The organism is Dyadobacter sp. AC419 (genome assembly GCF_979253085.1).
The window spans coordinates 44,521-70,026 of the sequence record NZ_CEEDCD010000023.1 but is presented as its reverse complement, the minus strand read 5'-3'; the positions used below and the strand labels follow the sequence as shown (position 1 = coordinate 70,026).

At 46.4% G+C, this 25,506-nt stretch carries 20 protein-coding genes and 1 pseudogene; 11 read left to right on the top strand and 10 right to left on the bottom strand.

All coding sequences use genetic code 11. From position 1 onward, the window contains the following. The first annotated feature begins 163 nt into the window (after positions 1 to 163). The 4 genes from rluF to AC0IYG_RS20630 all read left to right on the top strand — a co-directional run bounded on the left by rluF (position 164) and on the right by AC0IYG_RS20630 (position 4,122). On the top strand, positions 164 to 904 hold the full coding sequence (gene rluF / locus AC0IYG_RS20645) for a 23S rRNA pseudouridine(2604) synthase RluF (protein ID WP_471712950.1): 741 nt from the start codon (positions 164 to 166) through the stop codon (positions 902 to 904). A gap of 19 nt (positions 905 to 923) precedes the next feature. Further along, positions 924 to 2,174 (top strand): serine hydrolase, encoded by a 1,251-nt coding sequence (locus AC0IYG_RS20640; protein ID WP_471712949.1) that lies wholly within the window; start codon positions 924 to 926, stop codon positions 2,172 to 2,174. 15 nt (positions 2,175 to 2,189) lie between these two features. Beyond that, positions 2,190 to 2,903, top strand: a complete 714-nt coding sequence (locus tag AC0IYG_RS20635) for a hypothetical protein (RefSeq protein WP_471712948.1) — start codon at positions 2,190 to 2,192, stop codon at positions 2,901 to 2,903. Positions 2,904 to 3,045: 142 nt separating this feature from the next. After that, the gene (locus AC0IYG_RS20630; protein ID WP_471712947.1) at positions 3,046 to 4,122 is read left to right on the top strand and encodes an AI-2E family transporter; all 1,077 of its coding nucleotides are present in this window, start codon (positions 3,046 to 3,048) and stop codon (positions 4,120 to 4,122) included. On the opposite strand, the gene AC0IYG_RS20625 is transcribed toward AC0IYG_RS20630, so the two are convergent. From AC0IYG_RS20625 to AC0IYG_RS20610, 4 genes are all read right to left on the bottom strand, one after another. Then, positions 4,119 to 4,838, bottom strand: a complete 720-nt coding sequence (locus AC0IYG_RS20625; protein ID WP_471712946.1) for a hypothetical protein — start codon at positions 4,836 to 4,838, stop codon at positions 4,119 to 4,121. The genes AC0IYG_RS20630 and AC0IYG_RS20625 overlap by 4 nt on opposite strands. Positions 4,839 to 4,843: 5 nt before the next feature. Further along, a complete protein-coding gene (locus AC0IYG_RS20620) occupies positions 4,844 to 5,845 on the bottom strand; it encodes a bestrophin family protein (protein ID WP_471712945.1) in 1,002 nt (333 codons plus the stop codon). Between the two features lie 129 nt (positions 5,846 to 5,974). Further along, positions 5,975 to 8,110 carry an outer membrane protein assembly factor BamB family protein gene (locus tag AC0IYG_RS20615; RefSeq protein WP_471712944.1) on the bottom strand — a complete coding sequence of 712 codons (2,136 nt, stop codon included), beginning with the start codon at positions 8,108 to 8,110 and terminating at the stop codon, positions 5,975 to 5,977. Between the two features lie 24 nt (positions 8,111 to 8,134). Then, positions 8,135 to 10,090 carry a sialate O-acetylesterase gene (locus AC0IYG_RS20610; protein WP_471712943.1) on the bottom strand — a complete coding sequence of 652 codons (1,956 nt, stop codon included), beginning with the start codon at positions 10,088 to 10,090 and terminating at the stop codon, positions 8,135 to 8,137. Positions 10,091 to 10,192: 102 nt separating this feature from the next. Between AC0IYG_RS20610 and AC0IYG_RS20605 the strand changes: the two genes are divergently transcribed. Next, positions 10,193 to 11,083 carry a glycosyltransferase gene (locus AC0IYG_RS20605; RefSeq protein WP_471712942.1) on the top strand — a complete coding sequence of 297 codons (891 nt, stop codon included), beginning with the start codon at positions 10,193 to 10,195 and terminating at the stop codon, positions 11,081 to 11,083. Between the two features lie 4 nt (positions 11,084 to 11,087). Here AC0IYG_RS20605 and AC0IYG_RS20600 read toward each other — a convergent pair whose 3' ends face one another. The 4 genes from AC0IYG_RS20600 to AC0IYG_RS20585 all read right to left on the bottom strand — a co-directional run bounded on the left by AC0IYG_RS20600 (position 11,088) and on the right by AC0IYG_RS20585 (position 15,704). Continuing rightward, positions 11,088 to 11,900 (bottom strand): DUF5672 family protein, encoded by an 813-nt coding sequence (locus AC0IYG_RS20600; RefSeq protein ID WP_471712941.1) that lies wholly within the window; start codon positions 11,898 to 11,900, stop codon positions 11,088 to 11,090. A 36-nt stretch (positions 11,901 to 11,936) separates the two neighbouring features. After that, positions 11,937 to 12,884, bottom strand: a complete 948-nt coding sequence (locus AC0IYG_RS20595) for a hypothetical protein (protein WP_471712940.1) — start codon at positions 12,882 to 12,884, stop codon at positions 11,937 to 11,939. 17 nt (positions 12,885 to 12,901) lie between these two features. Further along, complete coding sequence (locus AC0IYG_RS20590) at positions 12,902 to 14,722, bottom strand: ABC transporter ATP-binding protein (RefSeq protein ID WP_471712939.1); 1,821 nt, start codon at positions 14,720 to 14,722, stop codon at positions 12,902 to 12,904. A gap of 115 nt (positions 14,723 to 14,837) precedes the next feature. Then, positions 14,838 to 15,704, bottom strand: coding sequence for a glycosyltransferase family 2 protein (locus tag AC0IYG_RS20585; RefSeq protein WP_471712938.1), 867 nt, complete (start codon positions 15,702 to 15,704; stop codon positions 14,838 to 14,840). 869 nt (positions 15,705 to 16,573) lie between these two features. On the opposite strand from AC0IYG_RS20585, the gene AC0IYG_RS20580 reads away from it, so the two are divergent. After that, positions 16,574 to 17,755: a putative sensor domain DACNV-containing protein gene (locus AC0IYG_RS20580; RefSeq protein WP_471712937.1), complete on the top strand. Its 1,182-nt coding sequence runs from the start codon at positions 16,574 to 16,576 to the stop codon at positions 17,753 to 17,755. Between the two features lie 10 nt (positions 17,756 to 17,765). Here the strand turns inward: AC0IYG_RS20580 and dinB are convergent, their stop codons facing one another. After that, a complete protein-coding gene (dinB, locus tag AC0IYG_RS20575; RefSeq protein WP_471712936.1) occupies positions 17,766 to 18,872 on the bottom strand; it encodes a DNA polymerase IV in 1,107 nt (368 codons plus the stop codon). Positions 18,873 to 19,019: 147 nt separating this feature from the next. Here dinB and AC0IYG_RS20570 point away from each other — a divergent pair, with 147 nt between their 5' ends. The 3 genes and pseudogenes from AC0IYG_RS20570 to AC0IYG_RS20560 all read left to right on the top strand — a co-directional run bounded on the left by AC0IYG_RS20570 (position 19,020) and on the right by AC0IYG_RS20560 (position 21,166). Next, the gene (locus tag AC0IYG_RS20570; protein WP_471712935.1) at positions 19,020 to 19,613 is read left to right on the top strand and encodes a zinc metalloprotease; all 594 of its coding nucleotides are present in this window, start codon (positions 19,020 to 19,022) and stop codon (positions 19,611 to 19,613) included. A gap of 44 nt (positions 19,614 to 19,657) precedes the next feature. Next, positions 19,658 to 19,912: pseudogene (locus AC0IYG_RS20565) on the top strand (M43 family zinc metalloprotease); the annotation flags it as partial. A gap of 78 nt (positions 19,913 to 19,990) precedes the next feature. Further along, positions 19,991 to 21,166, top strand: coding sequence for a T9SS type A sorting domain-containing protein (locus AC0IYG_RS20560; protein ID WP_471713256.1), 1,176 nt, complete (start codon positions 19,991 to 19,993; stop codon positions 21,164 to 21,166). Positions 21,167 to 21,220: 54 nt separating this feature from the next. On the opposite strand, the gene AC0IYG_RS20555 is transcribed toward AC0IYG_RS20560, so the two are convergent. Next, positions 21,221 to 21,616, bottom strand: a complete 396-nt coding sequence (locus AC0IYG_RS20555) for a hypothetical protein (protein WP_471712934.1) — start codon at positions 21,614 to 21,616, stop codon at positions 21,221 to 21,223. A 399-nt stretch (positions 21,617 to 22,015) separates the two neighbouring features. Here AC0IYG_RS20555 and AC0IYG_RS20550 point away from each other — a divergent pair, with 399 nt between their 5' ends. Both AC0IYG_RS20550 and AC0IYG_RS20545 read left to right on the top strand, forming a co-directional pair. Then, positions 22,016 to 24,463: a SusC/RagA family TonB-linked outer membrane protein gene (locus AC0IYG_RS20550; protein ID WP_471712933.1), complete on the top strand. Its 2,448-nt coding sequence runs from the start codon at positions 22,016 to 22,018 to the stop codon at positions 24,461 to 24,463. After that, positions 24,408 to 25,505 carry a TonB-dependent receptor domain-containing protein gene (locus AC0IYG_RS20545; RefSeq protein WP_471712932.1) on the top strand — a complete coding sequence of 366 codons (1,098 nt, stop codon included), beginning with the start codon at positions 24,408 to 24,410 and terminating at the stop codon, positions 25,503 to 25,505. The genes AC0IYG_RS20550 and AC0IYG_RS20545 overlap by 56 nt, the downstream gene beginning before the upstream one ends. Position 25,506: the final 1 nt, after the last annotated feature.

Here is a 25,506-nt window from a genome sequence, read left to right as displayed (position 1 = left end):
CAGATTTCATCTTTTGAATGTGAATTGTTTTATCTCAGGTGACAAAAGAGGCAATGTGCTTGAATCTTTTATAAAAACGGGATAATTTTTATGATTTGCAGTAATTTGCTGTCTGGTATAATGGCATGGCCGGCATTGGAAAGCCGGGTTAACAACACCGATTTTGATCAGGATAAATAAGTTTATTAGTGAAACAGGATTTTGCTCCCGGCGGGAGGCGGACAAATTAGTGGAGCAGGGGCGCGTCATGCTGAATGGCCGCATTGCGGTTTTGGGCGATAAAGCCACGGCAGTGGACGAGGTGAAAATCGATGGCAAGCTGCTGAAAGTCAAAAAAACGGCCGTATACATTGCTTTCAACAAGCCGGTGGGCATCACGTGTACAACCGAGCGGGACGTAAAAGGAAACATTATCGATTACATCCGGCACCCGGAGCGCATTTTTCCGATCGGCAGGCTGGACAAGCCTTCGGAAGGACTCATTTTTCTGACCAGCGATGGCGATATCGTAAACAAAATATTGCGCGCCGGTAACAATCATGAAAAGGAATATGTGGTGACGGTCGATAAAATGATCACACCTGATTTCATTCAAAAAATGTCGTCTGGCGTGCCGATCTTGGGAACGGTTACCAAGAAATGTTTTGTCCGAAAAGAAGGCAGCCACGTTTTTACAATTGTGTTAACGCAAGGCCTTAACCGCCAGATCCGCCGCATGTGCGAATATCTGGGTTACCATGTTACCAAGCTGAAACGGGTGCGTATCATGAATGTGACGCTCGAAAACCTGTCAACCGGAAAGTGGCGCAACTTGACAGATGCCGAAATGAAAACGATTAATGAGGCTGTCGCCGGTTCCGTGAAAACTGAGGAAGGTTCCTATTTGTCAGGCTGGGAAGAGTGAGTTTTAAAACATCAGAAATATGATTCGTCTCTCCACATTATTGCTCTTAATGACCGGATTTTCCATAATCTGTGAAGCGCAACGGTCGGACACACTGTTGCTTGAAAGCCTGTTGAGGAGCAAACCGGAGCTGTTTTCAGAGATTCTGAACCACCCTGCGAAGCATGAAGTCCAGATCTTGTACACCCAAATCGACCGGGACAAGAACAATGTTCCGCATTTCAAAACTTTCAGCTACAACCTGAACGACCTGCATTACTTTTTTCCGGCGAGCACGGTGAAGCTGCCCACAGTTATTTTTGCGCTTGAAAAAATTAATGAGCTGAATGTAAAAGGATTAACCGTGAAAAGCACAATGCGAACGGGCGCTGCATTCGCAAAGCAAACCGCTGTGGAAAGAGACAGTTCATCAGCCAACGGAATGCCGTCACTTGAACATTATATCAGGAAAATCCTCCTGGTCAGTGATAATGATGCCTATAACCGGCTTTATGAATTTATCAGCAGAGCGGAAATCAACCAGAAATTAAAAAAATATGGCCTCACGACGAGCCGGATATTGAACCGCTATGCCGTTAAAGACACCGAATTGACTTCCCGCCACACCAATCCCATCACGTTTTACAAAGGCGATAGTCTCGTTTATTATCAGCATGGAAAGTTTGATCCTGAAAATTATCCGCTCGCGCTGACCAACACATTAATGGGAAAGGCTTATATGGATAGTTCCGACCGTTTTGTGGAAAAGCCTTTTAATATGGCCAATAAAAATGCGTTCAGTCTGACGGATCAGCAGGCGGTGATGAAGAAACTGATGTTCCCGGAAGCATTCCCGGCCAGCGAGCGTTTTGGATTGACGGCTGAGGACTACAAGCTTATTTACACTTACATGAGCAAATATCCGACGGAAAGTGATTTTCCTAAATATGATCCGAAGGAGTTTTGGCTGCTGTACGCAAAATTCCTTTTTTACGGAGCGGATAAGGAAGCCGAACCAATGTCAAATATTCGCATTTTTAACAAATATGGCGATTCGTACGGCTTCATCATTGACAATGCATTTATCGTAGATTTCGAGCATAAGGTCGAATTCATGCTGAGCGCCGTTGTGCATTCAAACGAAGACGGCGTGTATAATGATGACAAGTATGAGTACAAGGAAATTTGCTATCCATTCATGAAAAATCTGGGTCAAGTGATTTATCAATATGAGTTGGCCCGAAAGAAGGAATTTTTGCCAGATTTGTCTAAATTTATCATGAAATATTAAAACAATGTTTGCGCCATGATGAAGGTCTCCTGCTTGCTTTTCGTGCTGATCATTTTGGCCAAAGTTACGCTGGCGCAAAAGCCGGTAAAAGACGTTTATCGTGTTAAAAACGGTTCTGACGTAAGCAAGATCATCCCATTCAATGAGCGTTACCAGTTTGATAAATTTCAGGACGGACAGGTTTTGTTCAGGACCGGGAAAATCTCGAAAGCAAAGTTAAATTACAGTCTGGTTCACGGAGAAGTGCTTTTTATTGATCCTAAAAAAGACACACTGCTGCTGACTGACAATGATTACATTTCCAAAGTCTTCGTCGGCGACAATCTATATTATTATCTGAAAGGCCATGGGCATGTACACGCGATAGAGGATTTCGGTGGCGTTAAATTGGGTAAAAAGCAGTTTCTCGTGAGAATGGGAAATGAAAAATATGCGTCTTACGATCAATATTCAGCAACCTCGGCCATTTCCAGCTATTCGTCATTCATTAATCAAACCGGCAATTTCCAGACATTGGAAGGCAATGAAAAGATCATTCTCAGGCGCAGGGCAATTTTCTTTTTAATCGATAAAAATGAACGTGTTATACTGGCGAACCGCCCGAGCCTGCTTCGCGTTTTTCCCAAAAATAAAAAAGCACTGAATGCTTATCTGAAAGACAACGAGATCAACTTCGAAAAGGAGGAAGATCTGAAAAAAGCGTTGTCGTTTGCGAGCAGTCTGGAATAGCAAAGCGACCGTTTCGCTGACTGTCGAAAAACGTATACACTACAACGGAAATGGGGCGGTAACTTGTCATAATCCAGCTAAAACCGCGTAATGGGCCGGTTGGAATGATTTTTTAAAACCTTCTGTTGTAAAAAACTACTCCATGAAGGACGACTTGGTAAAAATTTTAGGTTGGGTATTGTTACTGATCGCTATCCCGGCGGGCTTGTATTTCGGTAAAACATTTCTGGCGCCGCTTGCCATTGGCGTCGTTCTCTCAATGATGCTGATTCCGATCATGGATTGGCTGATGTCGAAAAATATTTCAAAAGGCTGGGCCGTTGCAGGCAGCACAACCGTTCTGCTGCTGTTTTTGGTCTTCTTAGGTTCGCTGATTACGATTCAGGTGCGAATGATTTCGAGAGACTGGCCTGAGATTGAAAAGACTTCGGTGCAGTATTTAAAAGATGCACAAAGTTTTATCGAGGAAAAATCAGGCCTTGATCAGAATGCACAGCTTGAACAAGCCAAAACAATGCTTTCCAAACTTGGAAACGGAAGTCCGGCGGCGATCGGATCAATAGGAGCGACCATTGCCAACATTATCCTGATCATTGTGTATGTCGTATTGTTACTGTCTCAGCGCGAGCGGTTTAAGGAATTTATATTGCTTAATTTTCCTAAGCAAGATCACATTCGGGTTAGAAAAGCATTAAAGGAAATCCGCAAAACTTCCGGCGGTTACTTTTATGGAATGCTTAAAGCGATGATCATTCTGGCCATCCTGTACGGAACCGGTTTTATGATCGGCGGCATTAAATACGCATTCCTGCTCGCATTAATAGCAGCCGTTTTTTCATTTATACCATATGTCGGCAATGCGATTGGTGGCGGACTGGCGGCGGTTTTAGCATTGGTTTCCAGCGGACCGTCCGGCGTGCTGATCGTGCTGATTGTAATGACGGCTGCGCAAATGATCGATAATTACATCACGCAGCCGTATGTGGTTGGTAAGGAAGTAGACTTGAACCCGTTTATGACCATCACGTCGGTTGTGGCATTTGGCGTTCTTTGGGGCGTGGCCGGTGCCGTGATCGCCATCCCGCTCACAGGCATTATGCGGGTAACATTCCAGTATTTGCCTAACACAAAATCAATTGCTTTTCTGATGGGCAATGAAAAACCGGTGAAGGACCTGGAAGGCGTGCAACACCAGGTGGATGAGCGCGACAGTGCTTAGGCCATAAAGTCGCGCACTTTCGTTTTCGTTTGAATGTCCCATTCTTCAAACCTCCGCATTTCCAGGAATGAGCCGAAATGCCAATCCGTATTGATGATGACGGCACCCACGATAAACAGATATTTTCCGGTAAAGCTCGTTTGTTGAACGAGGCGATCAATCATTAAGCCCGATTCTTCCAAAATAACTTCCGTCGCTTCCTTAATGGGCGATTCTGACGAAATCACACGTTCTTTTTGATTTAACAGAAATTCCTGCAAGCAATGCTGCTGGTAATCATCAGCCGGTTTCGAACCTGCCGTGATCTCATCATTTTGCAAACGGCTTAAAGCCAGCGCCGCGGCCCCGCAGCAGCTGGATTCCGCATGCTGGCCTACGCGGATGATTTTACCAAGCTCGCCTGAATTGCTAACACCAATGTGCGGTGCGTAAAAGATTAGCGCGGCGCCTTCCTCGGGAACGTGATGTGCAAAAGCGCTCATGCCCGTCAGACCCGTAAACGGATAACCATTCAGCCCGCCGAGGTTAAACGGCCCCAGCATTTGCCGGCCTTCTTCGGGATATTCAATGCTGTTCACATCATCTGAGCAAATGGAGTGGGCTAGCATAATCTGCTCAGGAGCAAGGTTATGTGCCGCGAGATTTTTGTAAATGTTGAGGACAAAGTCACTGGAAGAGACTGCGTCCGGAAAGAACTGGCGTACTTTTTCGAGCATGGGGTTTACATTAAGATGTTATTGACCGGAGTAATCGGTGCGGGAATGTTCTCTTCGTCCAGCATTTCGCGCAGATCAATCTCTATCGTGCGGCAAATTGCGGTCATAGGAACGTCATTGATTGCGTTTTCAAAAGGATTTTCACTAGTGTCGCCCACAATTTCCATCGTATTAAAAACCCATCCGATGATCATATAACTCGGCACGGCCAGCCAGATCATTTCGTTGCCTAGTTTGGCGAATTCATTAACAAGTCCGAATGGCAGAATGAGGATAAAAAGCCAGACAAATATTTTGCTGAAATAGGCATACTGACGTGGAAACGGGAAGTTTTTGATCCTTTCCGCAGCGCCTTGCTGGTTGTAAAATTCCTGCACAACGGTCATCATTTGAACGTAAAAACGCTCATTAATCGCCCCTTTGCGAAATGCATCGTCGAGTTGCTTAGCCTGGATTTTCATGATGTGCGTTGCCGGATTTTTTTTGGACAAAACATATTGCGTTTCTTCCGTTCGCATGAACTGGCTTGTTGAATGCAGCAGTGGCGAATCATGGTGTTCAACTTGATCTTTCACAATGTTGTGTGCTGTGGAAGTCGTGTCATTCCAGGCGCTTTTGGCCCTCAGTTGAATCCTGATTGCATTAATGTATGCAATTTGGCGGTGAATGAGCTGACTGCGGACTTCGTTGTGATTGAAAGCCGGATCATCAGGAAGCGGTTGGATATATGTGATTGTATAAGTCCCCCAGGTGCGGCTGGCATTGACAATTGCGCCCCAGATCCGCCTCGCTTCCCACAGCCTTTCGTACGAAGAATTGTTTTTAAAACCGACATAAAATGCGACGGCCGTTCCGATCAATCCGATCGGGACAAAAGAAATTCCGAGCGTGATGCCGGAATAATAACTCGCTAGACAAAGGAGCGAGGCATAGACAAAAAAGAAAAGGATCGTTTTCCATGCAAATGAAAAAACGATCCCGAATTTGATTTCACGCGCGGTATACATGCAGGGATTGCGACAGATGAGGTTGAACTGGCCGCAATATTTCACTTAAAATCGCAATCCCTGAATTTGTTTGCGTGAAGCAGAAAATTTTAAACATAAAACTGCCGAAACCGACGCTGGAAGTTTTGCTTATTCCAAAGCAAAAGCCACATATTGATTGCCTTTTTTGGTGCCCAGCTTGGTTCCGCCGCAGGCGATCACCACATATTGTTTGCCATTAACTGCATAAGTAGACGGCGTTGCAAAACCAGCCGCAGGAAGCATTGTTTCCCACAAAAGCTTTCCATTCTTTTTATCAAAAACCCTGAATTTCCCGTCCTTGGTTGCCGCAATGAACAGCAATCCACTTGCTGTCACGACCGGGCCGCCGTAATTCTCTGTGCCGGTTGTCGGAACGCCTTTTTGCCTGAGCGCTTCCACTTCGCCGAAAGGAATTTTCCAAAGATATTCACCCGTATTCAGGTCAATTGCATTGAGCGTTCCCCACGGCGGTGCAATGGCGGGCAGCCCATTTGCATCCAAAAATTTGTTATAACCCGTGCTTTGAAAAGGCAAATAAGTTTTCTTTGAAGCTGTCACCGTGGACGCTGCTTCCACTTTTTCGTCACCAAACAGAAACGAAACGAGCGCTTGTTTTTCGTCAGCGGTGAGCATTGTAAATCCAGGCATCATGCCTTTTCCGGATGTTATGAGCTGCGATACAAAGTTCCTGTCGCGGCGCGCACCAATGTCCACCAGCGAAGGATAACCGCTTTTTGCATTGCCTTTTCGCTGCGGGCCGTGGCACGTCACGCAGTAAGTCGTGTAAACTTTTTCACCTGGGCTCAATGCAGAAAGTTCGCTCGCTTTTGGTGTGTCTTTCATGGTGAGGATCCACGGCATTTCATTGCTATTCACATATAAAATGCCTTCCTGAGGATCAGCGGCAGCACCGCCCCATTCCGCACCGCCATCGAATCCGGGCAAGATTACTGTGCCTTCCTGGCTCGGTGCGGCGAACAATGCTTTCTGATAAGTCTTGAATTTGATCACGAGTGAGTCATGATCAGGCGCATATTCGCTGATGTCTTTTTCGGTCAATGTATGCGCTTGCCTTGCATAAGGAGCTGGTTTTGTTGGAACGGGCTGCGTAGGCCACGGGAATTCGCCGGGCAAAGCAGTTTTCGGGGCACTAACTTCGTTGATTGGAAACAGTGGTTTGCCCGTAACCCTGTCAAAAACAAATACATATCCCTGCTTACTGACCTGCGCAACGGCGTCGATTTTCCGTGGCTTGCCATCGGGACCTTTTTGCGTTACGGTAATCAGGTTGGGCGGGGCGGGGAGGTCACGGTCCCAGATGTCGTGGTGCATGGTTTGAAAATGCCAGAGGCGCTTGCCCGTGCGAACGTCGAGCGCGAGTAAGCAGTTGGCAAAAAGATTTGCTCCCTTTCTTTTTCCACCATAAAAATCATATCCTGCCGAGCCTGTCGGAACATAAAGAATGCCAAGTTTCCGGTCAATGGCAGTGCCTGCCCAGTTGTTAGCAGCTCCCGTGTAAGTGTTTTTGTAAGCATCCGGCGGAAATGTTTCATAGCCAAATTCACCAGGATATGGAATCGTATGGAAAGTCCAGACGAGCTTCCCGGTCCGCACATTAAACGCCCTGAGATCGCCCGGAGCAGCATCGGAATCCTCCGATAAGCGGATCGGCATGATGATCAGATCCTCAAAAATCGTCCCTGGGGTGTTGGAAACAAGATATTTGTCTTTCGCCACTTCCGGAAGGCCTGTTCTCAGATCGATTTTTCCGTTTTCACCAAAGCTTTCGATCGGCTTGCCGGTTTTAGCGTCCAGCGCGTATAAATGCGGCCCCATTGCGTGCATAATGCGCTTATCTGCGCCGTCGCTCCAGTAAGTCAGCCCGCGACTGGTGTTGGAGCCGTTTTTTGATTTATCGCCGAATATCCAGATCTGCTTTCCCGTGGCTGCATCCAGCGCAAATGCCTGGACCGTGTTCGTAACGCCATATAGCACGCCGTCGACAATGATCGGATTCACCTGCGTCTGCCCCGAATCCGGCATAGCATACGTCCATGCAACTTTCAGTTTGTTCACATTCTCCCGGTTGATCTGCGTCAGCGGTGAGTAATGATTTCGGTCGGGACCACCCAGATATTCAGGCCATTCCGTGTTTTCAGCGGGTTTTATTTCAAAATCCTGCTGCTGCAAAGCAACCAGAAACAGGGCAGACGCAGCCAGTAAGACGGACAGAGGCTTTAACATATAACTGATAGAATGAGGTGCTGATTATTGAAACTTGCCGTTAACCGTGATGCCGGGCCAGTCATCCGTGCGGAAAGCGCTGGCTGGAAAACCGTCTTTACTGAAAAGATTGGCTTCCTCGGGTGCATCGGCCCACGCGTAACGCACGGCTACCGGCGTGGCTACATCCGGACTTGAAACCTCGACGGTGTTGCCTTTGATCTCGGCTTTTGCATAATAGAATTTCTTGTCTTCTCCTGCAATTTCAAAGCCTTTGAGATAGCCATAACGGTCTTTAACCATTAGTCCATTCTCTGCATGCTTGAATGAAATAATAGCCTTACCGTTCTGAAACTGGGCTTTTTCGTACAATGGAGAATTATAGGGAATGTTTTGACCATAATCCTGTTTCAATGCTTGGGTTGCAAGCCGGTGCGCCACATCCTGTTTGTTTGTCGGGTGAATGTTGTTTGGATTGCCCACGTCAGTTGAAACCGCCATGCCTGTTTTTGGAAGGCTAAGCGTCATATTTTGAGCTTCACGCAACTCGGCCCAGCTGCTGCCCTTATTACTGTTTGCGTCACCGCCAAAGCTCGAAAGCTGCACCCAATAGAATGAAAATTCATCATTCCAGCGCTTGCGCCAGTCGTTGATCATGAGCGGAAACGCCCGGCGATATTGGTAAGCTCTGAGCGTGTTCGACTCGCCCTGATACCAGAGTGTGCCGCGCATCGCAAACGGAATCAGCGGGACGATCATAGCATTGTAAATGCTGGTTCCGACATTGTTCATCAAGTGCGCGTAGTTGTGTTTTTCAGAGAATGCGGGCATCAGCAGCCAATCTTTTGCCAAGCTGATCTTACTGTTTCCGGCCTGGACAAAAAGGTCATTTGCGTCACCCATCATTCCCGGCCCAAACCATGACGTGCCCACCATAACGCCGTGTGCAATCACCAGCTGATTTTTGCCTTCTTTCCACGTGTTAACCGGAACCGTGATCTTACGCACGCCTTTTGCGGCAGTTTCGGCAATCAGTTTTCCATTAATGTAAATTTTATTGGGGCTGTCGTTTTCTGCGAGTGATAATGTTGTCTCTTTCGAAACCATGTCAGCCGGCATAGCGACTTCCTTTGCCATAAATGCATTGCCGCGGTAACCCATCAGTCCTTTCCAATCCCACTGACCGATGGGGTCGCCAGTTTTTAGCCAGGTCGAAAAATCTGCATTTCCGCTGATATATTGCTTTTCATCTGCTGCCGTTGGTGTGTAATTTTCTTTTTTGAAAAGTGTTTTTCGGAGCTTCGTATCCATCATTACATCAGCTTCTTCCCACGTCTTCGGCAAATTTTGAGCATACGTTTGCAACTCAGGATCTGTCTCCATCGCTTCTTTACTGATCCAGCCTTCAATCTGCGAACCGCCCCAAGATGAATGCAAAATGCCGATGGGCACATTGAGCTTTTGATATAATTCGCGGGCAAAGAAAAAGCCGATGGCTGTAAAATTGCCTACGGTTTCTTCGGAAGCAATTTTCCAATCACCTTCTTTCAGATCATTTTCCGGTTGCAAAGTCACAAGGTGCTCCACTTTGAAATGTCTGATCTGTGGAAAGTTTGCGTTCTTTTTCTCAATTTCATAATCCTTCGCCGAAGCAACATTCCACTCTATATTCGACTGCCCGGAACAAAGCCAGACTTCACCGATAAGCACATCATTAACAGTCGCTTGACCCGATTTCGCTGACACTTTAAGCACGTGCGGACCGCCTGCTTCCAATGCATTAAAACGGACTGTCCACTTTCCGGAGGCATCCGTCTTGGTCTGCACAGTTTGTTGTCCAAGCGTTACATTCACTTTTTCCCCCGCCTTAGCCCAGCCCCACACAGGAATTGGTTTTTGCCGCTGCAAGACCACATGATCTGAAAATAAACGGGCAAACTTGACTTGTGCGAAAACGGAAGTTTGAATTAAAAGGAGGAAGACAATGCAAATGCGTTTCATCGAATCAGATAAGTTTTATAACGTCTATAAAATGCCGCCGGGGTGTAGTTTCTACTTAAAACGCTAATTTTGGAAGTTTCCGCTGCATATTTAAAGCATAGTATGATTTCTATTATAATCTGTTCGGCCAATTCTCAGGATCTTGTTTTGGTAAAAGAGAACATTGCGCAGACCATTGGCGTCGCGCATGAGATCATTGCTTTTGATAACAGCCAGGGCAAGAAGGGAATTTGTGAATTATACAATGAAGGCGCGCGTGCTGCGAAGTATGACGTCCTTTGTTTCATGCACGAAGACATTGAAATGAAAACGGCCGATTGGGGCAGAAAAGTGCTTTCCACATTCGCTTCAAATCCAAACCTCGGATTACTGGGCGTGGCAGGCGGCGGTTACAAATCGGTGGTTCCTTCGAGCTGGTATAATGCTGATCTTGAAGTGAATGGAGAATTTTACTGCAACCTCATTCAAGGTTTCAAATATTCAGGAAGGGAAGCATTCTGGGATTACAGAAACCCTAAAAATGAAAAGCTTTCCCTGGTCGCGAGCATTGACGGCTGCTGGATGGTGACGCACAAGAACATTGCGCTGGAAACGCCTTTTGACCAGAATCTCCTGAAACATTTCCACGCCTACGACATTGATTTTTCATTGTCCGTTGGCCGTGATTATGACATTGCTGTAACATACGAAGTGCTGTTAAGCCACTTTTCCGAGGGCGATTTCAGTGCGCAATGGGAAGCGGAAATTGAAAAGGTGCACCGGAAATGGAGCCACATTCTTCCCGTTAATGTGGATGGATTGGATGAAAAAAACCTTTTGCAATATGAAAGGCGTGCGTTTAAGCGGTTCTTTGAAAAGCAGCTCGACAAAGGCAGAACTTATCAGGAGCTGATGAAGATTTGCTGGGACGCGCGGCATTCCCGCATTTTTGGCAAATTGAAATGGTATAAAATGTTCGTCGACTTGCGGAGGGTTGCGAAAATGCGTCGTTAAGCGATTATAATGTATAGCCCATTTCGATCAGATACGGCTTCCAATAGGGCAGGTTATCATTGGTGTCCCACGCGTGACACCCGAATGGCAAGCCTTTGTTGAAGCGCACGCCGCGCTCGGGATTATTTTCAATCGAAAATTTGTAAGCCGTTTTAAATGACGGAATTCTTAGTCTGCTGAATGTTCTGTTCACTTCAATGCTCCAAAACACGTCTTCGTGAAACTGGTGTTCCGTCCGTTGGTGATATTCGTTCACCTTATCCTGCATGGTCGCAGCGAGTTTGAAAAACTTCTTGACCCGCCTGAGTGAAAATCCGCCGTTTCCCACCACATTATCGAACTGCCGTTGGCTCGGCAAACCATTTTCAGTTGTGTTTTTCCAAATGTGATACAAAGTAATGGTCCTCGTTTTGAGCGCTTTCACGATATCAGGCTCTTCCAGCCGCTTTGGCCAGGGCGCGCCAATGTAATCATAGCCGCTGCCGCACCATTGCAAAAGCTCGTCTTTAAACACAAATGCATCGAGCTGATAAATGAGGATGAAGTCGTAATCCAGAAAGGTTTGATAAAATTCCGGGCTCAGCATCAGCCTGTTGTAGCCCTGCACGCCTTCGAAAAATGCCGGGTCAAAACTGACGGAATCCTTGAAAATGTTATCGTTGCCCAGCGCTGAAAGATCCAGTGTGCTGGGCTTAATGGCAATGATCGGATGGTTTGAAAGGATTTTCTTGCACTGCCGAACCGAAATCTTTTCGTAGTCTGAAAGCTGCGTTTTGTAAACAGGGACAATAACAGCAACTTTTTTGGTGCTACTCATTTCATTTAGAAGTCAGGGTGTTCGAAATAATGCGCGCTATTTGCGGCTGTCAAGCATTTGGACCAGCGATTCCAGGTGTTCCTGAAAGAAGAAATCATATCCGTCTTCTCCCTCGGGAACCACATTGATCACGTCAAAAGATGTTTCGAGGATCCGCGGCACCTTCAAACCTTCTGCAATGGAAAAGGGGAAGGACTGGTTGCCGATAAAGAATTTCGCACCCTTAATGATCCGCGCCATCTGCATAAATTCATCCACCTGAACCCATTTGATGCCCGGGATGGTCTTTTTAATGTCGTTATACTCGCTCTCAACGCCTATGAAGACGATATTCGGATAATTATTCAGGAATTTGTAGTTGATCGTGTAGTTGCGGTAACGCTCGCTGCGCGCCATCACGATCGTGTTTGCGAAGGTGTTATCAGGTTCAACGTCCAGCCACGATTTGTATAAGGTCGGATTCACGCCCGTCAGATAACTGCACCAGCGCGCAATGTTGCCCTTATCTAATGGAATGCCGCCCGCGCGGAAATAATCGAGATCAATATCGATAAGCTGGTCCGTATGCACTTCAACCAGATCAATGTAAGACTGCGGTTTCAAAAGCGTGATCAGCATATCCGCCATCTTTTGGTTCAGCATCACATTCCCCAGCGGGTGCGTGTTGTAACCTGAGAGGATCAATGGCTGCCCGAGCCTGAGATACAGCTCAATGCGCACATTTGTCATTTTGCGGATCGCCTCAATAGTCGGCAAAGCATAAATAATGTCTCCGGCGTTTCCGCTGTGGCTTAGTCGGATAAATCCCTTTTGAGCAGCGTATTCCTTAATTTTGGCAGGACTTGTAAGCTTATCGGCGTCGTTAATGAAATTTGCAAACGCCAATTGTTTCTGGTTTTTCAACTCCCATTTATATTGCTTGTAACGGATCTTGTCCGTGTGTTTAAGCCAGAGTCTCGAAACCAGATTTCTCTTTTTGAACATAAGAACTTAATTAAAACTTAATCGTTAAACGTTTGCATGTCGATCAGCCTTTTGTAAAGGCCGTCGCGTGCAATTAGCTCAGAATGATTGCCTTGCTCCACAATCTGCCCATCTTCCAGCACCACAATCATATCCGCTTTCTGAATCGTGCTCAGCCTGTGCGCGATCACCAGCGAAGTTCTGTTTTGCATTAAATTATTCAATGCGCCCTGCACCAGTTTTTCAGATTCCGTATCCAATGCAGACGTGGCTTCATCCAAAAGCATGATCGGCGGGTTTTTCAAAACGGCTCGTGCAATGCAAATACGCTGTTTTTGTCCGCCAGAAAGCTTCATTCCTCGGTCACCGATATTGCTTTGATAACCGTTTTCTGTGTCCATAATAAAGTCGTGTGCATTGGCAACGCGTGCCGCTGCTTCTACTTTTTCCGGCGTCGCTGTGTGGTTTCCAAATGCAATGTTATTATAGATCGTGTCATTGAAAAGCATGGATTCCTGGTTTACTACCCCGAACAATGCCCACAAAGATTCCATTTTTGCCTGCTTAACATCCAGACCATCAATAGAAACCGATCCTTGCTGCGCATCAATAAAGCGCGGAAGCAAGTCCATTAATGTTGATTTTCCACCACCCGAAGGGCCAACCAGCGCAACCGTTTTGCCTTTTGGAATGATCAGGTTTATTGATTTGAGAACGGGCCGGGATTGGTAAGCGAAGGAAACATTCGTCAGTTTGAGAGAATCGTTAAATTCCTTCACGTCAATTGCGTTCGGTGCATCCTGGATTTCCGGTTTTTCATCAATCAGTTCCAAAACCCTTTCGCCGGCTGCTATTCCCGCATGAATGGTGCTGAAAGAATCCGTCAGCGCCTTGGCAGGCCGCATTACTTGTGAGAAGAGCGCAATGTAAGCCACAAACTTCGAAACGCTCAGATCGGATTGGTTATCCAGGATCAGCGAGCCTCCGTAAAGCACAATGATAGCAACCATCGTCACGCCCAAAAACTCCGAAACGGGTCCGCTTAATTGCTGACGACGCGCCATTTTGCGGCCGAGCTCTGAATAACGGATGTTTTCCTGATGAAACTTCTCCTTAATGTCCTCCGTCGCATTAAATGCTTTGATGATCTTGATCCCTGAAAGCGCTTCGTCCAGATAACTGATCATTAACCCAAAAAGATGCTGCGCCATCGTGGCTTGCTCTTTCAGTCTTTTGACAATTTTGGAAATAATAAAAGCAGAAATGGGAATAACAAGAATGGCAAAAAACGTAAGCTTAGCAGAAGTTGCGAAAAGCATGAAAACGTAAGCAAGCAGCTGCAAAGGCTCTTTAAACACAACCTGCAAAGTTCCCGTCACCGAAAACTGCACCACCTGCACATCGGAAGCGATTTTGGAAATAATGTCGCCTTTCCGCTGGTTGCTGAAATAGCCAGCATGCAAATTCATGACATTGTTGAAAACCGTTTTGCGCAGATTCAGCAATGTATGGATCCGCAGGTTTTCCATAACCCGCTGCGAGAAATATTTGAAAATATTGGAAAGCAGAATAGAAGTAACGATAACGGCACAAACGATTTGCAGGGCGCCGTGCGGGCCATAAGTGTCATTGGCTTGCTGCGCGTAATAGTTGAGCAGGCCGGTAACATCCCAATTGTCAGGTTTTTCGATGATCTCCGCTCCGTCCTTGTTATTGTTGAAAAGGGTGCTCATCAGAGGAGCGAGCAGGGCTAAATTAAGTGTGTTGAATATAACCCCGAGAACTGTGAAAATAATGTAGGGGACTGCAAATCGGGCAATGGGCTGGGCAAAAGATAATAATCGGAAGTATGTTTTCATTTATATGGAAAATGGCATATTAGGATATGCCTGAAAGTAAAAACAGCCGGAAATTGTGAAATTTCCGGTTGAGGGTGCAAATTAATGCTTATCGCTTGAAAAACGCAGGCTAAGATTATAATTTTACTACCTGCTTGTATTTCAGCATCATCTTGATATTCTCGATGACATCATTAATCCCGATGTTGGATTTATGATTTTTCATCTGCGTTTTGAACGCCGATTTCTTGATAGCAAGTTCGTTCATGTTGCGCAGAAAATCCAGATAAGCCTGTGCTTTGTAGAATTGAAGCGTGATAATGCTCGGGAGCACATCGCTCAGAATAACCTGCAAATGATAAAGATTAAGGTCAATGCCATGTAAATGCAGGTGATGCATATAATAACGGTTACGGAAATATATCCGCTTTACCGAGTAATTGTCTTTGTGTCCTTTTGTGCTGGCTGAAACCTCGTGGCGGCAAACTGCATTGTGCTCGTAATAACATTTCCAGCCCAATCTCCACGCCCGTATCGACATTTCCTGATCTTCACCATAATACGGATTGAACATTTCATTGAACCCGTTAATGGCTTTCAGTTTCCTCGTATCCATCAATGCGATCGCTCCTGAAAGGTAAAAAGTAGGCGTAAGCGTGTCGGAATCTTTCAGATAAAAAAAGTTGCTCGGCTTGATCTTGCGTCCCAGGATCCTCGGAGAACGCGCGGCATCGAGAATGTTGTCATCTTCCATGCCGATAATGCGGCCCATCACGCCAAATGTATCTTCGAGCTCGAAATATTTGTAAAGCTTTTCGAAGTAACCTTCTTCCAGCGTAACATCCGTATTTAAAAGGAAAATCAGATCATTTGCTGCTTTCTGGATGCCCAGGTTGCAGGTGTGCGAAAATCCGGAGTTCTTTTCCTTACGGATAATCGTAATTTCATTTCCATATTGCTGTTCAAGATAAGCTACGGAATCGTCGCTCGATGCATCATCCACTACGATGATCTGAACCTTCGTTCCAAGCCCCTTTGAGGATCTTGTAGTTGCTTTCGAAATATTTTTCGAATAAATGCTTTCCGTTGTAATTCGGAATCACTACCGAGATGCTTTTCATCAATCTTACAATTTAAAGTGTAGAGTATATGTTGTACCCGATAGTTTGCTAATTTTTGGTAACCTAGTTTTATCAGATTTCACGTCGTCAATCAACAATTATTGAACCAGTGTTCTTTTTCTCCGAAACTGACATGCACCTGATTATTTAACGGCGCGGCGGTTTCTGTTTTTTACAAAACACAAAGAAACTTCTGAGGACTTAGCGTCCTGCTTATTTGCGTTTCCGAATTTTAAGGGCGAAGAGGGAATAGGTAATGCGGTATGCAAGGCGTAACAGCTTTTGGATTTAACTTGTTACAGCATTCCGCAAATAGTTAATGTGATTATTATCATTTCGTGTATCTATACACGCAATCTGATCATTTTGATGCAGGCAAGATATGTTTTTTCCAAGATCAATCATTGAAACCGTTGTTTTTATTTTCATGGCTGAAATATCACTTCTCTACTTTCAAGCTTTGTTTTATACGACGTTCCAAAATCAGAAATGGTTGGAAACGATGTGTAAGAAATTGTGAAAAAATGCTAAATCAATGTTCGGAAAAACTTGAATCGGCTCAGTATCACGGGCAACTGTATCAGGTTTGGGTCAAAAATTTTTTTTGTGTGTGAAAAAAAATACGCAGTTCTGAAATCCCAACTTTTTATGACTTCTCTTTGTTGCTATCTTAACTTATCGGACGCTGTGCGGATGTGCAGCTGCCAAGACAACGACCACAATTGCAAAAAATTTTAAGTGCCCGTTCCCAATGATTAAGAACTTCAATACCAACACCCTGGCCGGAGATACGGTTCCGGTTACAACATACAAAGCGGCGCGGGCGATTGCGAGCCTCGTTGAAAGCCATTTTGAGCGTCATCATTTGCAGGTCAGCAGTCACTACGATCAGGAACTGGCGCCCAAGCCCGACGCCAAAACCATTGAAACCATTATCGACACGACTTTCTGGGCGAGCTTGCGCAGGGAAGAAGGCCGTTCCCCCAAAGTTTCCATTGCCTTTTTACCGCCCGAATTTGCCGAGCACCCGCTTATTTTCAGCGAAACATTATCCCTTACTTCCAATTCACTGACCAAGCTGGCACCCGCAGTCGAGCGTTCAGGAATCCATTTGGGCGTGTGGATGGAGGGCGACGAGTTGCGGATTTGGGGCACGACGCGGGTTATACCGGGTTTATGCTTTGTTCTGGAGGTGATCGAGCCGGGAATGCTGGTGGTGAAACACCGTAGGCTGGATGGTTTTGGGAAGTTTGTCAATGTTGCGGTTTTAAAAGGCGATCAGGTTAAAATCGTCGATGAAAAGAGCGGTAAGGCGCGGGATTGTCCTTCCGTGATTAATTCCATGATCGGTTTTGCATCGTCCAGCTTATGGACGGATTCGCTTAATATTCTGGTTCAATTGGCGGTTTCCATGCGCGAGCACGAGCGTGGAGGCATTTTGCTTGTAGTGCCGAATGGAAAAGAGAATTGGCGAAAATCCATCATTCATCCGATCACTTATCACGTCCAGCCGGCATTTTCTGAGCTTGCGGAGTTGAACCGGCGCTATGTTGCCGATCCTAATCCGATTGCCTGGCAAAGTCAGCTTAGCTCAGCGATCAACGGTCTGGCGGGATTAACTGCAGTTGACGGCGCGACTATTATTAACGATAATTACGAATTGCTGGCTTTCGGTGCCAAGATCGGACGGGCAGCTGGGAGCGAGGCGATTGAGGAAATGCTGGTAACGGAGCCCGTTATAGGGAACGAAGGTTTGGTGCTTCATCCTGTGCAGCAAGGAGGCACGAGGCATCTTTCAGCAGCACAATTTGTCTTCGATCAGCGCGATTCCATTGCACTTGTGGCTTCTCAGGACGGCCGTTTTACAATATTCTCGTGGTCGCCGTGTGAAGGAAAAGTGCAGGCGCACCGGGTTGATGCATTGTTACTTTAAGAAAGAAGATTTAATCGAATAATTCCAGTTGAGCAGAGTCCCTCGACCGCCTAGGCCGAAACTCTTGCTCTCCAAAGCTGGACAGCGAAATGCCCAGAAGCCGAACGGCTTTTTCTTCCATATCCACTTTTTCCAGCAACTGCTTGGCAATGTCCAGTATCGTATCGAGGTCACCGACCGGCGATGCGAAAGAATGGTTTCTGGTTATTTGGGTAAAATCGCTGTATTTGATCTTCAATGTAATCGTCCGCCCTTTCAATTGCTTTTTTTCGAGTCGGGTAACAACAGTCACGCCAATTTTGTCGAGTTCTTTGTGCATTTCGTCAATGGTCGTGAGGTCATACATGAATGTATCCTCGGCGCCCAGCGACTTGGTTTCCCGGTGCGTTTCCACTTCCCGGTTATCAATTCCTCTTACAATTTTATAAAAGAAATGCCCTGTTTTACCAAAATGCTTGACGAGTTCTTGTTCAGAAAGCTTTTTCAGGTCTGCACCAGTGAAAAGCTGCATGCGCTTCATCTTGTCGGCCGTTACTTTTCCTACACCAAAAAATTTCTCAACGGGCAACGCATTGATAAAAGACTCCACTTTCGAAGGCCCGACGAATGTAAGGCCGTTAGGTTTGTTAATGTCCGAGGCGATCTTTGCAACGAATTTGTTAACCGAAACGCCTGCCGAAGCGGTGAGGTCGAGTTCTGATTTGATGGCCGCTTTGATCTTTTCCGCAATTTCCAATGCCGATCCGATTTGTTGCTTGTCCTCCGTCACATCCAGAAATGCTTCATCAAGCGAGAGCGGTTCAATGATATCCGTATAGCGCATAAAAATCTCCCGGATGTGATTCGAAACCGATTTGTAAACCTCAAATCGTGGGCGGACAAATATAATGTTCGGGCATAACTGGATGGCCTTTCGGGACGACATTGCAGACCTTACGCCAAATTTTCTTGCTTCATAACTGGCCGTCGCCACCACGCCCCGGCCACTCGGCGAACCGCCTACTGCGAGTGGTTTGCCGCGGTATTCGGGAAAATCACGCTGCTCCACGGACGCATAGAATGCATCCATATCAATATGGATTATCTTGCGCGTCGGTAAGGCAGTCTGCTCGGGCATGATGGGTATGATTTTAAGATAAAACAAATTAAATAAGTAACAATTCGCATCACTTGCCGGTTTTTTTACGTAGTACACTATAAAAACGGGCAGTGCTGCAACATCAACAAAAATATTTTCTCAATCTTGTTCCCGGGAACCCCACCAATGCGCTACATTTTACCTGACGTTAAATATTTCATTACAAGCATTATAATCTTATTTTTCGTAATAACCGGCACGCGCCTTGCAGCGCAGGACCGTTGCGGAACGATGGATCTTCTTAACCTGCGCTTCAAGCAGCAGCCGACGTTAAAAATCATGTTCGATCAGCGCGAGCAGCAGTTGAAACAAGTCATTCGCCAGCGCAGCATTTCAGGCAAATCATTGAAAACGACTGCGGATGTGACCATTCCTGTTGTCTTTCATGTCGTGAGTAACAACCAGTCAGTCATTACCGAAGCGCAGATCATGGCGCAGCTCGACACCATTAACAAAGATTATGCGGGCATCAACGGCAGCGCAAGCCGCGTTCCGGCACATTTCAGGTCATTGTTCGGGCAATCGGGCATTCAGTTTTGTCTCGCGCAACGCACGCCCGACGAGAAAACCACATCGGGCATCCAGCGTTATAGCACGAATCGTTCGACATTCGATTATACCAATAACCTAGTGAAGCACGCAGAATCTGGCGGTGCAGATGCTTGGGATCCGGACCGTTATCTTAACATTTGGATTTGTGATCTTGCGGGGGAACATTAGGCTATGCAACTTTTCCAGATGACGGCGTTCCCGAGGAGCAAGGCGTGGTAATCGATTTCGGAAGTCTACCAGGCGGAAATGTTGCTGGGTATAACGCGGGCAAAACACTTACCCATGAAATAGGGCACTACTTTAATCTTTATCACATTTGGGGTGATGATAACGGAACTTGTAACGGAACTGATTTAGTTGATGATACCCCTAACCAGACTAATAGCACCAGTGCTTGCCCGTCAGGAATCAAAACGGATAATTGTACTCCCACCGCCCCAGGAATAATGTATCAGAATTATATGGATTATACTGCTGATAACTGCTTAATTATGTTCACCAAGGGGCAAGTACAGCGCATGGATATTTCACTAACAAATTGGAGAATGTCTCTTGCTAGTTCTGATGCCTGCACTCCGTTAAACCTCAAAAGGAAAGATGCTTCGCTGAAAACCATATTGAATCCTGATCAGCGGATTTGCAACAACACGCTTACGCCGCGAGTGGTGTTGGTGAACCGCGGGCTGGAAGTGCTGACTTCGGTTAATATCAATGCGGTGATCGACGACGGCACGGTGCAGACTTTCCGCTGGACGGGCTCACTGGCAACATTTGCTGAAACAACCGTGAACTTGCCCGCGCTTACAACCGCGGAAGGCAATCATGTGCTGACCATTTATACAACCAACCCGAATGGCATTGCGGATGAGGATGACGCGAATGATTCGATCAGTCTTTCATTCATTTATTACGAAGCATTTGAAGCGCCGGTTGTCGAGAGTTTCGAAAGCCTTTTCCCGCCGCAAGGCTGGGACATTGTAAATGAAGACAATGGCACGACCTGGGAAAAGACGACGACCGCGGCCAAAACCGGAACGGCTTCTGTCAGGATTTTCAACTTTGGAAATGAAGCAATTGGCCAGCGCGATTACTTGCGGGCGCCCACTGTGAACATTGCCAATACGGACTCGGCGTTCGTTTCATTCCAGCTTGCCGCGGCGACCTACACAAACCCGACTGCGGAGGGCAATGTCTGGGATACATTGCAAGTGCTGATCAGCGCGGATTGCGGGCAAACTTATACGAGCGTTTACAAGAAATGGGGGCCTTCCCTTACGACCCGGACTTCGGCGATCCGCACAGCTTTTACGCCAACTGCGAACGAGTGGCGCAATGAGCAAATCAACATCAGCAGATTTATCAACCAGGGCGAAGTGCTGGTTGCATTCCTGAATTCGAATGGTAATGAGAACAACATTTATCTGGACGACATCAACATCAGGACCGTCACCATTAACCCGAATCTGAAAGAAGCCGGCTTCCTGGTTACGCCTAATCCGACAAACGGGCTCGTTTCCGTCCAGTTTTATCCGCATCCGGTCGGTTTGCAATCCGTCTCGATTTATAATGTCGCGGGAGAAAAAATGGCCGAGCAGCAGGTCACCGGGGAAGTAAGCACAAATGTCTACGACTTCGATCTGACCAATTATGCGAGCGGGTTATATATTGTAAAAGCTGAATTTGCTGACAGGGTCCTGACAAAGAAAATTGTCAAGAACTAGGAGAGGAGCAATGCTAAAACGGGCTTAATGATCAACGTTAAGCCCGTTTTTATTTTAATAAATCCTTTTTACGATCACCTTACTGTTGGTTTGCGCGATCGCAAATTCCTTTGCATTTTCATTGGGAGGTGATATGAAGATCTGCTTCTTCTTCTTGCCGTCCGTGCTGACCCAGTTAGCAGAATAGATTTCGGGCAATGTGCCCGCATAAATCGGGTGGTTATCTGAATACATGAACACTTCTTCTTCTTCGTAGGCCAGTTCCAGATCGCTTCCTTCAATTACGTCGCAGATTATTTTCAATTTGCCAAAATCATCATCCACCAACCCTTTGATCCTGGCTTTTCCGAAAAAAGGATCCTCTTCAAAATCCCAGCGGATATAGTATTCGATGACGTTTCCTATCTGAGAATCAATATAATCGGCGGTTAGCAGTTGTTCCTGGCTCATGGTTGTATTTAGTTTCCTATACTCTTATTCACAATATAAATCTCAATCCCCGGGGTTATGGGCATTTTGACAAATGTAATCTTAACATGGTTGTTTCCAAAAATAATCACATCTGATTACGAATTAATTTGGAAAATAAAAAAATAATGTGCCTGAAATTCCCGATCATTTTAGCTAGCGGCATCTTACATATATACGACCGGGTTAGCAGGCTCTAAAATGCAGTTTATCACCGTTGGGAACATAAGGGTATGATTTTTGTCAGGCACTATACGTATCAACTTTTGGGACACCGTCCTATCACTTAGCCAAACGATAAATATGCAAACAACTCAACGATCAAATGAGGTTGAGCCTCAAACAGGCAATCTCATTTTTCGAGGGTGTCGGGTGCTGCTGATGTTATGCTTTTTAGCAACTACAAACATTTACGCACAGCAGGTTACACCCGATTCCGCGAAGAAAGATTCCTTGCCAAAGCCCGTTCCGGCAGCTGTAAAACCAGCAACTGATACCCTTCCCAAACCAAAAGCCACCGCCGATTCGGCCAGCACTGCTCCCGCAGTGAAACCCTCTCAAAACTTTGATCCGCTGTTAAAGCCAGTTGCCAAGCCAGATTCAGCAGCGCAGCCGCAATCAGCAACAACGCCAGGCGCTGCTCCTGACACGAATAAAACGCAGCAGCCCGCAGCAACGGGCAATGCAGCACCAGCACAACCAGCGCAGCCAGCGACACCTGCACAACCAGCCCAGCAGGCCGTGACGACACCAGATACGAATAATGTAACGCCCGCTGGACAGCCATCCGCGGAGCTGGGAGCAAATCCAAAAACAGTTTCCGGCAAAGTTGTCGATGAAAAAGGCGGCGGACTACCGGGTGTAAGGGTTTTAGTAAAAAACACCGAAATCGTCACTGAAACAACCCCGGAAGGCACATATACGATGAAAGTGCCTGCAACCGGCGCTGTTTTGGTTTTCAGTTCAATTGGTTTTGCAGCGAAGGAAGTGACAGTGGGAACGCAGGCGCAGATCAACGTACAACTAACACCGGAAGCTAAGGCGTTGAAGGAAGTTGTGGTGGTTGGTTATGGTGCGCAGAGCAAGCGCGACCTGGCAAGTTCCACATCCCGAGTTTCGTCTCAGGAGTATAAATCGGCAGTTGTAAACACGATCGATCAGGCATTGCAAGGCCGCACGACGGGTGTTCAGGTTGTTGAATCTTCGGGTGAACCGGGCGCCGCTTCCGTGGTCAGGATCCGTGGTAACAACTCATTGAGCGGGAATAACGAGCCACTTTACGTAGTCGATGGATTCCCGATGCCGCCGTATCGCGAGGCTGGTGCCAATTTCACTGGAGCTTACACGCAAAATGGCTTGTACGGGATCAATCCCAACGACATTGAAAGCATGGAAATCCTGAAAGACGCTTCTGCGACAGCCATTTACGGTTCCAGAGGCGCTAATGGGGTTGTTTTGATCACAACAAAGTCGGGGAAAAGAGGCGAAGGACGGGTTGAGCTTGTTAACAAAACCTCATTTGGAACAATTGCAAATCCGATCAAAATGATGAATTCGCGCCAATATGCGGAGACGATCAATGAAAGCTACATTATATCTGGCCGCAATGCGCCATTTGAGAATCTGGACAGCGCCTTGACGAACACGGATTGGGTGGAAGCAGTAACGCAGCCCAGTTTCCGCGAGGACATTACGCTCAGCTTGTCAGGCGGAAGTCCGAAATCATCTTATTATATATCCGGAAATTATCTCAAAGAAAAAGGAACGATCATTAATTCAGACAACAACCGCGCGAGTCTGCGCCTTAACCTGAACAATGAGATCAACAACTGGTATACTGTGAAAGGACAGGTTGCCGTGACGCGCCAGAAGAATAACCGCGCTGTGACTGCTTCCCGCGCATGGCCCAACTCGGGCGGATTAATGGACGGATTGCGTGCAGCGCCTACATTAGCAGTTGATTATCTGGGAAATAACAGCCTGGGGATCCCGAACTATCAGGGTTATTATTTTGCCAATCCGGTTAATGAGCTCATGGCCAAAACCGACATTACGCAGAACGATTATTCGATCCTGAACATTGAAAACTATTTCAAATTGGCCGACGGTTTACAAATGGTCGTCAGCTTGGGCGGAAACCAGAACCTCACGAGAAGAAAAGTGTTTTTGCCGCCATCCACCGCCGAAGGAAATCAGGTGAAAGGCCGTGGGAGCAATAACACTTCCAACACTTACAGTTATAATGTCAATGCTTATCTGCAATACGAAAAGACATTTAAGAAAGACCACTATTTGAATACAACCTTAGGTGTGGAATATAACGACCAAACTGTTGAATTCGTCAGCACTAACTCATCCGGGTTCGATGTGCCGTTTTTTGGCGTAGACAACATTGGTAGCGCGCAGTCGCAATCCATCGGATCGTTCAAAGAGAAGCGCATTTTGCAGTCAGGTTTCCTGCGTGCCAATTATTCTTTGAAAGGCCGCTATGTCCTGAACACTTCGATCCGGATCGACGGCGCATCGGCCTTCGCAGCAAATAACAAATATGGCATTTTCCCTTCTGTCGCACTTGCCTGGAATCTCGAACAGGAGGAATTTATGAAAGGCATCACCTTTATTTCCAATACTAAACTTCGCGCTTCTTATGGTGAAACGGGAAGCCAGGCCATCGGACCTTATTCGTCGTTATCACAATATGGAAGCGGCTTTTACGAAATGGGGCCAGCCGGAGACGGAAGCGTGATCAACACAGGCATTTTTCCAAACACAATTGCCAACCCGAATTTATCCTGGGAGCGGGACGCGTCAGTTCAATGCGGGTGCTGACTTCAATGCAGTGAACGACCGACTTGTTTTCAGTTTCGACTATTATGACAAAGTTACTTCTGACCTGTTGCAACCCAGAAAAGTGCCGACGCAATCGGGTGTAGGGACTATCATTGATAACTACGGGACGATGCGTAACCGCGGTTTGGAGCTAAGTATTCAGGCCAACATTATTCAGAAACGCAATGTTACTTTCTCGTCAAGAATCAATCTTTCAAGAAACGTAAACACATTGATCGATCTTGGCGACCGCACGCAGTCAGATTATGTGAGCATTAATGGTAACCTGCTCGGCGGAGTTTCAGGGATCCTGACGCCGGGCGAAGAAGTAGGAAAGTTCTTTGGATTCCGTGTTTCGGGCTTGACCCAAACCAATTCTTTTGACAGCGACGGCAATCCTACATTTGCGACATTTGAAGGTCCGCGGCCTCCCGGCTCCAAAGGCACACCGCTTTATGGTGCGTGGATTTATGAAGATGTCAACGGAGACAACATTATCACCGCAGACGACCGCGTGGTGCTTGGGAAATCGACTCCTGATTTCACATTCGGATGGAGCAATGATCTGACCTGGAAAAACTTTTCCGTTAATGCATTGTTTACCGGATCTGTTGGGAATGATGTGCTTAACCTCACCAATTTCTACATTAATAATGGTGTTGTAGATTACGGCGGCGTGGGATTCAACCAATCCGAAGACTGGTATAACAACCGTTACAGAGAAGGGAATGAGCATAACAATGTTAAATATCCAGGCATTCAGCGCGGCATTGCTTCGGGTGACATTAACTCGACAATGATCGAGGACGGAAGCTTCGTAAGACTGAAAATGCTGAGTTTGTCATACACTTTCCCGAGGTTAGGGCCGATTCAAAATCCAAGATTATTCGTGACCGGAACCAACATCTGGACCTTGACGAATTACACAGGGTTTGACCCGGAAGTAAGTTCCTATGCGCAATCGTTGCTGCAACAAGGCATTGATTACGGTGCGTATCCTTCGCAACGTTCGTATACGATCGGCTTTTCTTGCAATTTCTAAT